Origin of the sequence: Microterricola pindariensis, from assembly GCF_002936985.1 — a bacterium.
GTDB classification, from domain to species: Bacteria; Actinomycetota; Actinomycetes; order Actinomycetales; family Microbacteriaceae; genus Microterricola; species Microterricola pindariensis.
On sequence record NZ_MPZN01000088.1, the window covers coordinates 1 to 11,015 of the forward strand.

General features: G+C 71.8%; 8 protein-coding genes. 7 read left to right on the forward strand and 1 reads right to left on the reverse strand.

Going from position 1 to position 11,015, the window contains the following annotated elements; genetic code table 11:
- Nucleotides 1-129 precede the first annotated feature (129 nt).
- From GY24_RS16010 to GY24_RS16040, 7 genes are all read left to right on the forward strand, one after another.
- Nucleotides 130-1,812, forward strand: coding sequence for an N-acyl-D-amino-acid deacylase family protein (locus GY24_RS16010; protein WP_104477477.1), 1,683 nt, complete (start codon nt 130-132; stop codon nt 1,810-1,812).
- Nucleotides 1,805-2,833 carry a sugar kinase gene (locus GY24_RS16015; RefSeq protein ID WP_202972970.1) on the forward strand — a complete coding sequence of 343 codons (1,029 nt, stop codon included), beginning with the start codon at nt 1,805-1,807 and terminating at the stop codon, nt 2,831-2,833. Before GY24_RS16010 ends, GY24_RS16015 begins: the two co-directional genes overlap by 8 nt.
- A gap of 12 nt (nt 2,834-2,845) precedes the next feature.
- Nucleotides 2,846-3,454 carry a bifunctional 4-hydroxy-2-oxoglutarate aldolase/2-dehydro-3-deoxy-phosphogluconate aldolase gene (locus GY24_RS16020; protein ID WP_104477479.1) on the forward strand — a complete coding sequence of 203 codons (609 nt, stop codon included), beginning with the start codon at nt 2,846-2,848 and terminating at the stop codon, nt 3,452-3,454.
- Nucleotides 3,451-4,737: an alanine racemase gene (locus GY24_RS16025; protein WP_104477481.1), complete on the forward strand. Its 1,287-nt coding sequence runs from the start codon at nt 3,451-3,453 to the stop codon at nt 4,735-4,737. Before GY24_RS16020 ends, GY24_RS16025 begins: the two co-directional genes overlap by 4 nt.
- A gap of 45 nt (nt 4,738-4,782) precedes the next feature.
- Nucleotides 4,783-5,829 carry a lactonase family protein gene (locus tag GY24_RS16030; RefSeq protein ID WP_104477483.1) on the forward strand — a complete coding sequence of 349 codons (1,047 nt, stop codon included), beginning with the start codon at nt 4,783-4,785 and terminating at the stop codon, nt 5,827-5,829.
- Between the two features lie 262 nt (nt 5,830-6,091).
- Nucleotides 6,092-7,258, forward strand: coding sequence for a baeRF11 domain-containing protein (locus tag GY24_RS16035; protein ID WP_104477485.1), 1,167 nt, complete (start codon nt 6,092-6,094; stop codon nt 7,256-7,258).
- Nucleotides 7,259-7,493: 235 nt separating this feature from the next.
- Nucleotides 7,494-8,828 carry an outer membrane protein assembly factor BamB family protein gene (locus GY24_RS16040; protein WP_104477487.1) on the forward strand — a complete coding sequence of 445 codons (1,335 nt, stop codon included), beginning with the start codon at nt 7,494-7,496 and terminating at the stop codon, nt 8,826-8,828.
- A gap of 67 nt (nt 8,829-8,895) precedes the next feature.
- Here GY24_RS16040 and purL read toward each other — a convergent pair.
- The coding region (purL, locus tag GY24_RS16045; RefSeq protein WP_104477489.1) for a phosphoribosylformylglycinamidine synthase subunit PurL at nt 8,896-11,015 on the reverse strand (2,120 nt) is incomplete at its 5' end.

Below are 11,015 nucleotides of genomic sequence, written 5' to 3' on the forward strand. Positions count from 1 at the left end.
GTCTGTGACACGGCGATCTCCCCTAGAGTGAACTCACTAGCCATTCTTGCACAGGGTGTTGCAACATGTGCACACCGTGTCGGCGTGGATGGACAGGAAATGACCGGCCGAGCGCCGAGAAACCGAGGAATGGTGCCCGACTGGATCCTGCGCGGCGGCGAGGTGATCGACGGACTCGGCGGTGCGCGCTTCCGCGCCGACGTGCACATCAGCGCCGGCCGGATCAGTGCGATCGTGCCTGTCGAATCGGCCTCGTGGGTTGAGCCCGTCGAAACCCCGGCCCGCATCCTCGACATCACGGGGCTGATCGTCGCCCCGGGCTTCATCGACATGCACGCCCACTCCGACCTCGCCGTGCTCGCCGACCCGGCCCACCTCGCCAAGGTGCAGCAGGGCGTCACCCTCGAGGTCGTCGGCCAGGACGGCCTCGGCTACGCGCCCGTCACCGACGCCACCATGGCGGCAATGCGCGCCCAGATCGTCGGCTGGAACGGCGCCCCCGAGCTCGACTACTCCTGGCGCAGCGTTGCCGACTACCTCGACCGCGTCGACGGGGGAGCGGCGACGAACGTCGCCGTGCTCGTGCCGCACGGCACCGCGCGCATGAACGTGATGGGCATGGATGCGGCAGCCGCCAGCGCGGAGCAGCTCGACCAGATCCGAGCATATGTCGATCAGGGCATGCGCGACGGGGCCGTCGGGATGTCGACCGGGCTGACGTACGCACCCGGCATGTACGCCAACGACGCCGAGCTCGCGCACGCCCTCGCGGCGGTGCGCGCACACGGCGGCTACTACTGCCCGCATCACCGCAACTACGGCGCCGAGGTCGTGCAGGGCTACGCCGACTGCCTCGAGCTGGCCGCCCGCGCCGGGGTGCCGCTGCACCTGGCGCACTGCCACGTGAACTTCCCGCTGAACCGCGGCCGCGCCCCCGAGGTGCTCGCAGCGATCGACGCGGCCATCGCCGGCGGCGGCGACGTCACCCTTGACGCCTACCCATACCTCTCCAGCGCCACCTACCTCTCTTCCATGCTGCCCGGCTGGGCGCAGTCCGACGGCGCCGACGCCACCCTGGCGCTGCTCGCCGACCCGGCCACCCGCGCGGCCATCCTGCACGAGCTCGAGGTCACCGGCTCCGATGGCCAGCACGGCGTGCCCGTTGACTGGCAGACGATCTCCATCTCCGCCGTCGCCGACCCGGCCAACGCCTGGGCCGTCGGCCACACCATCGCCGAGCTCGCCACGGCGCGGGGCATCGCCCCCGGCGAGCTCTTCGCCGAGCTGCTCATCGCCGACAGGCTCGGTCCCGGCTGCCTGATGGCGGTCGGCAACGCCGAGAACATGGAGGCGGTGATGCTGCACGGCGCGCACACCGTCGGCACCGACGGCATCCTCGTCGGTGAGAAGCCACACCCGCGCGGCTGGGGTTCCTTCCCGCTCTGGCTCGGCCACTTCGCCCGCGACAGGGGGCTGCTCAGTCTCGAGGAGGCCGTGTTGCACGCCACCTCGCGCCCGGCCGCCCGACTCGGCCTCCACGATCGTGGTGTCGTCGCGGTCGGCAACTGGGCAGACCTCGTCCTGCTTGACCCGGATGCCGTCGGATCCCCGGCCAGCTATGACGAGCCGACGCTGCCGCCGACGGGCATCCCGCACGTGTTCGTCAACGGCGTGCCCACCCTGCTGGACGGCCGCCGCACCGCCGAGCTGCCCGGCCGCGCCGTCCGCGGCCGCGGGGCGCAGGCCGCGCGCGGCGACCACCCACACCACCCGGGCGCCGTGCCCGCTCACCGAGGAGACACGCGTGACTGAGCTGCCGACCACCGACCGGGGCGCCGCGCCCGAGGCCCTCTGCATCGGCGAGACGATGGTGATGCTCGTGCCGGAGGCAGGGGAGCTGTTGGCGCAGGCGGAATCCGTCGCCACGCACATCGGCGGCGCCGAGTCCAACGTCGCCTCGGGCCTGGCCAGCCTCGGCATCGGCGCCGAGTGGTTCAGCCGCCTCGGCGCCGACCCGCTGGCCGCGCGCATCCTCGGCGAGCTGCAGGCACGCGGCGTCGACACCCGCAGCGTCACGACCGATCCCAGCCGGCCCACCGGCCTCTACCTCAAAGACCACGGTTCCGGCTCCAGCCGGGTGTACTACTACCGTGCGGGTTCCGCGGCCTCGGCCCTCGGCCCCGCCGACCTCGACGCCCTCGCCCTGGAGCGCCGCCGCCTCGTGCACGTCTCCGGCATCACCGCTGCCCTCTCCGACAGCTGCGATGCGCTGCTGCAGCGCATCCTCGTCGAGCGGGCCGCTGCCGCCACCGCCGCCGTCAGCTTCGACGTCAACTACCGCCCGGCACTGTGGGGCGTCGCCGAGGCGGCACCGCGCCTGCTCGAGCTGGCCCGCGCCGCCGACATCGTCATCGTCGGCCGCGACGAGGCCGAGACGCTCTGGGGAACGACCGACGCCGCCAGCGTGCGGGCGCTGATCCCGGATGCCGCCCAGCTCATCGTGAAGGACGCGGAGTTCGGCGCCACCCAGTTCGACGCGCACGGCGCCAGCTACGTGCCCGCGCTGCGCGTGGACGTGGTCGAGGCCGTCGGCGCCGGCGATGCCTTCGCGGCCGGCTACCTCGCGGCCTGGCTGAGCGGCACCGACACGGCGACGGCGCTCCGGCTCGGCCACATCATGGCCGGGTACACCCTCGGCGCGGTCAGCGACATCGTCGACCTGCCGTCCCCCGAGCTGCTGTTCGCGCTCGCCCAGACTCCCGACGACGAGTGGCAGGGTCTGCGGCTGCCCGCCCCCTCCGTCGTCTCCCACTGCTCCCAGCCCACCACGTAGAAAGAGGCCACCATGGCGAACGACATCGAAACCCTGCTCGGCGAATCGCCGATCATGGCCATCCTCCGCAACATGACGCCGGACGCGTCCGTCGCCCTCGCTCACCGCGCCTGGGACCTCGGCATCGACCTCGTCGAGGTGCCGATCCAGACCCCGGATGCCGTGCCCAGCCTGGAGGCCGTCATCCGCGCCGGCGCCGAGCGCGGCAAGCTCGTCGGCTCCGGCACGATCGTCACCGTGGAGCAGGTGGAGGTGAGCAAGCGCCTCGGCGCCGCGTTCTCGGTGGCGCCCGGCCTGAACAGGAACGTGGCCGAGGCCAGCACGCGCCTCGCCGTGCCGCACCTGCCCGGCGTCGCGACCGCCACCGAGATCCAGGACGCCGTCGGCCTGGGCTTCACCTGGGTGAAGGCGTTCCCGGCCGCGGTGCTCGGCACAAGCTGGTTCACCACCATGCGCGGCCCGTTCCCGAACGTGCGCTTCGTGGCCACCGGCGGAATGGACGCCGGCAACGCCCGCGCCTTCCTCGCGGCCGGCGTCTCGACCGTCGCCGTCGGCGCGGCCCTCGCCGACCCGAACCAGGTCGACCTCCTCGCCGAGATCCTCGCGGAACCGCGCTCATGAGCCACCCACTGGACATCGCGCCGAGCTGGGCGGACAAGGGCATCTGGCGGCCGGACGGGGAGCCCAGCGCCGATCTCGAGGGCTATCTGGCCGAGCGGCCCGCGCTCTTCGGCGGCAGCAGCGCCTGGCCGGTGATGGTTCTGCGCGAGGAGGAACTCGCCCACAACCTCGCCGCCCTCGCCGCATTCTCCGAACGGCATGAGCTGCTGTTCGCGCCGCACGGCAAGACCTCGATGGCGCCCCAGCTCTGGCAGCGCCAGATCGACGCGGGCGCCTGGGGCATCACCGTGGCAACCCCGGCACAGCTCCTCATCGCGCGTCGGGCCGGTGTCGCCCGGGTGCTGCTGGCCAACGAGGTGCTCGACACGACCGCGCTCCACTGGATCGCCGCCGAGCTGGCCGCGGAGCCCGGCTTCGAGTTCGCCTGCCTCGTGGACTCTGCGGCCGGCGTGCGCGCGGCGGCCGCGGCCGGCCTCGCACACGGCCTGGACTCCGCGCGCGGCGGATTCCCGGTGCTCATCGACCTCGGCTTCCCCGGCGGGCGCACCGGGCTGCGCAGTGTCGCCGAGGCGCGCGAGCTCGCCGAGCTGGTCGCCGCCACCCCCGGCATCCGGATCGCGGGCGTCTCCTCCTACGAGGGAGGGCTGCCCGCCGTCGAGGACGTGCAGGCCTACTTCGCCCGCGTGCGCACGCTCGTCGAGGAGCTCGCCGCCGCCGGCCAGCTGCCCGCCGACGCGATCGTCACCGCCGGGGGCAGCGCCTACTTCGACCAGGTCGCCAGCGAGCTCTCGATCGGCTGGGCACGCGGCGTGGTGCCCGGCGCTCGGGTCATCCTGCGCAGCGGCGCCTACGTCAGCCACGACCACGGCACATACGTGCGCAAGACGGCATACAACCGCATCCCCGCCGAGGGTGCCCTCGCCGGCGCGCTCCAGGTGTGGGCGCAGGTGCTCTCAGCACCGGAACCCGGGCTCGCCCTCGTCGGCATGGGCAAGCGCGACGCCCCCTACGACTCGGGGCTGCCCGTCCCGCTGCTGCTGCGCCGGGCGGATGCCGCGGGCCGGGTGGCCGAGTCGGTGAGCGAGTCGATCGCCGGCGCCGAGATCACGGCGCTCGACGACCACCACGGCTACCTGAAACTGCCAGAGCGGGTTACGGTGCAGCCCGGCGACCTCGTCGCCTTCGGCATCTCGCACCCCTGCACGGCGTTCGACAAGTGGCGCAACATCCCCGTGGTCGACGCCAACGATACGATCGTCGACGTCGTGCGCACCTATCTCTAACGCACCAACCCGTCAGTCCCAACGCATTCCCTGAAAGGCATACCCATGAACGCAACGCTCCTCGTCGGCGGCTACACCGGTGATTCGGGAGCCGGGGTCGGCATCGAGGCGGCGCGGGCGCGGAGCGGCGCCGGGCTCGAGGCGGTCGGCACCGCCGTGCCAGCCGACTCGCCGTCCTACCTCGCGCGACACCCGCGCCTCGACGTCGTCTACGCAGCATGCGAGCAGATTGCCGAAGTGCGGGCGTTCACCGTGCGCGACGGCGGACAGGTGCTCGAGCCGCTCGGCGAGTCCTGGGGAGCGGGCAGCCTGGTCTGCCACGTCGCCGTGGACCCGCACGGCCGCTGGCTCGTCGCGAGCAGCTACGGCGACGGCGTCGTGCACCTGTACACCCTCGACGAGAGCGGGGCGATCACCGCCAGCGTCGAGGGTCCGGCCGCGATCGACCGCGCCGCTGCCGCGGCCGGCACCCCGCCCCGCCCGAGCCGGGCGCACGCCGCCCTCGCCCTCCCGGACGGCCGCATCGCCACGACCGACCTCGGGCATGACCTGCTGCGCATCTGGAGCGTCGTCGAGGCCAACGGCGGGCTCGCGCTCACGGTGGAGCAGGAGTTGGCGCTGCCGGCCGGGAGCGGGCCGCGCCTGTTGGACCTGCACCCGAACGGCTGCATCTACATCATCACCGAGTACTCCATCGAGCTCCTCGTCGTCGCCCCGAGCCCCGCGGACGACACATATTCGCTCGCAGGCATATTCCCGGTCCTGACCGGCGGAGAGGCCCCGGCCGAGGGTGACGCGGGTGGGCACATCAGCCTCGATGCGGATGCCGCCCGCGTCTACGTGACCGTGCGCCGGCGCAACACGCTGCACACCTTCGGAATCGCGGATGACGGCCGCACGCCGCACCCGCTGGCCGAGACCGCCAGCGGCGGCAACTGGCCGCGGCACCACCTGCAGCAGGGCGACCAGCTCCACGTCGCGAACCAGCTCTCGAACATCGTCACCACCTTCCAGCTCGACGCCGACGGCATCCCCGGCGCCGTGCTCGGCGAGCTCGCCACCGGCTCGCCCAGCTGCCTCCTCCCGCTCTAGGCGCCCGTCGGTCGCCAGCCCCCGCCCCGCGCTGCCTCCCCCCTCCCGTTGGCTCGAGGGAGCGCCAGCGACCGAAGCCAACCCCGCACGCAGCGCCGGCCCCGTCCCCACACGCCATTCCCCGAACTCCCTCAGATCGGCCTGCCCGTTCCGCGACGAACGAACATAGACTGGCGACGAGGGAGCTCGTCGGAATCGGGGTCGTTTCACTCGGGGTCGGCACTTGGCTCTCGAACTGTGGAGCGACGATGGGGAGTTACACGTGCAGCACACCGACATTCCGAGCAGAGACAGCATCCTGAGCCTCGCCACCGCGCGAGATCCACTGAGCGTGTCGATCTATCTGCCGACCAGCCCATTGCCGCAAGAGTCCGAAGCCTCCCGCATCGCCTTGCGCAACCAGGTCGATGAGGCGCAGCGCCAGCTGCTTGCGGTCGGGGCCGACAAGCGCGAGGTGGCAGCGATCACCGAGCAGATCGGCGACTTCATCGCCGACCGCGCGTTCTGGACCCACCTCTCCAACAGCCTCGCGATCTTCGTGACGCCGACCTCGTTGAAGACCTACCGCCTGCCGAACCGCCTCGAGGCGGCCGTCGAGGTGGCCGACCGCTTCTACGTGAAGCCGCTGATGCGGGCGGCCACCTTCCCGCAGACCGCCTACGTACTCGCCCTCGCCCAGAACTCCGTGCGACTGCTGGAGATCAGCGCCGACGACGTCCCGCACCGCATCACGGTGGACGGCATGCCGGAGAACGTCGCTGACGGCGCCGGGCTCGACCCGATCGCCGGTCGTTCACCGGTCGGCCACCAGACCGGAGGGCGCGCGGGCGGTGGCAATACCCCCGCCGGGCGCGTTCAGGGAGCGGAGGGGCAGAAGGTGCGCATGGCGGAGTACTCGCGCGCGATCGTGCGCGCGCTCCGGCCGTTGTTCAACGGCCTGAACGTGCCGCTGATCATCGCCGGGGCCGAGCCGCTCGTCAGCATCTTCCGCAGCGTCGCCACGTACCCGCACCTGGCCAGCCAGACGATCACGGGCAATCCGGAGGAGATCCCGGATGCCGATTTGGCGGCATCCGCCCGGCTGATCCTCGACGAGATCTACGCGGCCCAGCTGGCTGCGCTGCGCGACAACTTCGCCGACAGGCACGCGAACGGGCGGGCGTCCACCGATCTCAGCGACGTCGCACGCGCGGCCACCTTCGGTGCGATCGAGACGCTATTCGTCGACATCGACCGGTCCATCCCCGGCCGGATCGACTCGGAGTCCGGGGCCGTGACCGTTGCGGAGGAGGACAACGCCGTCAACTACGGCGTCGTCGACGAGATCCTGCGTCGCGCACTGCTCAGCGGCTCGCAGATCTTCGCGGTGCGCGCGGAGGACGTGCCAGGCGGCGGCGCCTTCGCCGCCACCCTGCGCTTCGCGGCATAACCCAGGCGACGACGAAAACAACACTGCGGCGGCGCGACTCCTCTGGGGGTCGCGCCGCTCGCCCGTCAACGGTGCCCGGCGTTTCCCGAACAAGTCATTGTCAGGAATCCTAACTAACCGCTACGCTGGCATCGTTCGCGCCGATCGGGGGACGGCAAGTATCACAGAGGGCCGCGCCCCGTGGCACACGCGTGAACATCTCACCCCGTGCTGACCACGCGAGACGAAGGCGTCCATGACTGAGAGCAACCGAACCCCCGGCGCAGACGGAGTGGCACCTGGCGCCGCTCCGAGCATTGCGCCAACAGCCCCGGCCGCCCACGAGGGCGGAGAGCACGCGCGGCGACACTTCACCCTCGTGCTCACCTCGCTGCTCGTGCTCGTCGTGCTGGTGGCCGCGGTGGCGGTCGTGATCGCCGCGATCGTTCTGGTGCGCGGGGAACCGGTCGGGGGTGCGGATGCCGCCGGCGCCGGCGCTGCTGAGGGGGCCGCGGTGGGAGAAGGCGCCGCAGCAGCGAGCGGGCCCGGCAGCCTGGCCTGGGCCAGCCCGCTCGGCGCCGAGAGCTGGGGCACCCCGGCCATCGCCGGAGACCTCGTGCTCGCCGGCGCCAACAACGGGGTGCTCTCCGCCTTCACTCATGCGGACGGCGAGAAGGCGTGGGAGTTCGACACCGGCGGCCAGATCCGCAGTGCGGCGCTCGTGGGAGGCGACGCCATCTACGTCACCAGCGACGGCGGGATGGTGTTCGCACTTGCCGTCGACGGCTCCGAGCTCTGGCGCGTCGACACCGGCGCAGGGCCGGTGCGGAGGGTCTGGGACGACTTCGGCTCGCGCCCGGCGCTGCTCGGGGATGCGCTCTTCGTCGGCACCGCGGACGGCCGGCTGCTCGCCCTCGCGGCATCCGATGGGAGCCAGCTCTGGGAGTACGCCACCGGCGCCCCAATGCGCTCCGACCTCACGACGGGCGACGGCCGGGTCTACGCCATCGGCCGCGACGGCGTGGTGCACGCCGTCGACGCGGCATCCGGCACAGCCGTCTGGGCCAAGCCACTCCGCGGGGACGGCACCACCTCGCCCGGGTTCAGAGACGGCGTGCTCGTCGTCGGCAGCCGGGCGCTCCACGTTCTCGGGCTCGATGCGGCGACGGGCGAGGAACTGTGGAGCTCGTCCTACGGAGCATCCTGGGTGCAGTCCGGCGCCACGATCGTGGGCGACCGGGTGACGATCGGCAGCTCCGACATCGGCGAGGTGCGGCAGTTCGACCTCGCCACGGGCGCCCCGGCGTGGGTGGCCACGATCGGCGGTTGGCCGTGGGGGATCCCGGCACATTTCGACGGCGTCTACTACGCCAGCAACATCTCGACAGAGGGCATGCAGCCGTGGGAGGCCTCGTTGTTCGCCCTCGATGGCGCCAGCGGCGACGTGCTCTGGAGCGCGGCGACGGGCCCGGCGGCGGAGTGGGCGGTCGACGGCCAGTCCATGTTCGGCATCGCCGGATCTCCCGTCGTCGCTGACGACCTCGTGATCGTGGCCGGCCTCGACGGCGTGCTCTCGGCGTTCCGCCGCTAGGCGCCCCCAAACACGAGAGGGGCCCGGCCGCGAATGCGACCGGGCCCCTCTGTTCGTGCGGGAGTGGCTAGTAGCCGACCACCGGGCCGAACGCGTCGGCCAGCGGCGAGCGGTGCGCGGTGCGCAGCTCGTCGAGGGTCGCGGCGAACTCGCCCTGGATGTCGAGTCCGTCGGTGCCGGCATCCGTCACGCCAATGCGGATCACCTCGTACTCGCGGCCTTCGCAGAGGCCGCGGAACTTGACGTCGTCCTCGCGCGGGACGCTGACGATCACGCGACCGGTCGACTCCGAGAAGAGGGCCGTCGCTGCGTCGATGCCGTCGCGCTCCATCAGGTCGCCGAGCCAGACGCGGGCGCCGACGCCGAAGCGCAGCACCGACTCCACCAGCGACTGGCCGAGGCCGCCGTCGGCGAGGTCGTGGGCGCTGTCGATGAGGCCCTCAACGGATGCCGCGTGCAGCAGCCCGGCGAGGCGCTTCTCGGCGGCCAGGTCCACGGCCGGCGGGCGCCCGCCGAGGTGGTCGTGCACGACGCCGGCCCACGCCGAGCCGTCGAGCTCCAGCGCGGTGGTGCCGAGCAGGTAGATGTTGTGTCCGTCGTCCTGCCAGCCGGACGGGATGCGGCGGGCGACATCGTCGATCACGCCGAGCACGGCGACAACCGGCGTCGGGTGGATCGGGGCGTCGCCGGTCTGGTTGTAGAACGAGACGTTGCCGCCGGTGACGGGGACCTCCAGCTCGAGGCATCCGTCGGAGAGGCCCTCGACGGCCTGGCTGAACTGCCACATGACCTCGGGGTTCTCGGGGGAGCCGAAGTTCAGGCAGTCCGAGATGGCGACCGGCACGGCGCCGGTGGCGGCGACGTTGCGGTAGGCCTCGGCCAGCGCCAGGCGCGCGCCCTGCTTCGGGTCGAGCTGGCAGAAGCGGCCGTTCGCGTCGGTGGCGACGGCGAAGCCGAGCCCGCTCTCCTCGTCGATGCGCACCATGCCGCCGTCGTCGGGGAAGGCGAGGGCGGTGTTGCCGCCGACGTAGTGGTCGTACTGGCTGGTGATCCAGCTCTTGTCGGCCAGGTTGGGGCTGCCGACCAGCTGCAGAAGCTGGGCGCGGAGCTCCGCGGCATCCGTGGGGCGGGCCAGCTTCGAGGCGCTGTCGGCCTGCAGGGCGTCGATCCAGGTCGGGTAGGCGACCGGGCGGTCGTAGACCGGGCCGTCGACGGCAACCGTGTTCGGGTCGACGTTGACGATCTCCTCGCCGTGCCAGTTGATGACGAGGCGGCCGGTGTCGGTCACCTCGCCGAGCACGCTGGTCTCGACATCCCACTTCTTGACAACCTCGAGGAAGCCGGCGAGCTTCTCCGGGGTGACGATCGCCATCATGCGCTCCTGGCTCTCCGACATGAGGATCTCCTCAGCGGTGAGCGACGGGTCGCGCAGCAGCACGTTCTCGAGGGCGATGACCATGCCGCCGTCGCCGTTGGCCGCGAGCTCACTGGTCGCACAGCTGATGCCGGCGGCGCCCAGGTCCTGGATGCCCTCGACGAGCTCGTTCTTGAACAGCTCGAGGCAGCACTCGATGAGCACCTTCTCGGCGAAGGGGTCGCCGACCTGCACGGCGGGGCGCTTGGTGGGACCGCCCTCGTCGAAGCTGTCGGAGGCGAGGATCGACGCGCCGCCGATGCCGTCGCCACCCGTGCGCGCCCCGAACAGCACGACCTTGTTGCCGACGCCGCGCGCGTTGGCGAGGTGCAGGTCCTCGTGGCGCAGCACGCCGACGGCGAGGGCGTTCACGAGCGGGTTGGCCTGGTAGACCGAGTCGAAGTAGGTCTCGCCGCCGATGTTCGGCAGTCCGAGGCAGTTGCCGTAGAAGCTGATGCCGCTGACGACGCCGTGCACGACGCGGGCGGTGTCGGGGTGGTTGATGTCGCCGAAGCGGAGGGCGTCCATCACGGCGACCGGGCGGGCGCCCATCGAGATGATGTCGCGGACGATGCCGCCGACGCCGGTGGCAGCGCCCTGGAACGGCTCGATGTAGCTGGGGTGGTTGTGGCTCTCGATCTTGAAGGTGACCGCCCAGCCCTCGCCCACGTCGACGACGCCGGCGTTCTCGCCCATGCCGACCATGAGGTTCTTCTTCATGGCGGGGGAGACCTTCTGGCCGAACTGGCGCAGGTAGTTCTTCGAGCTCTTGT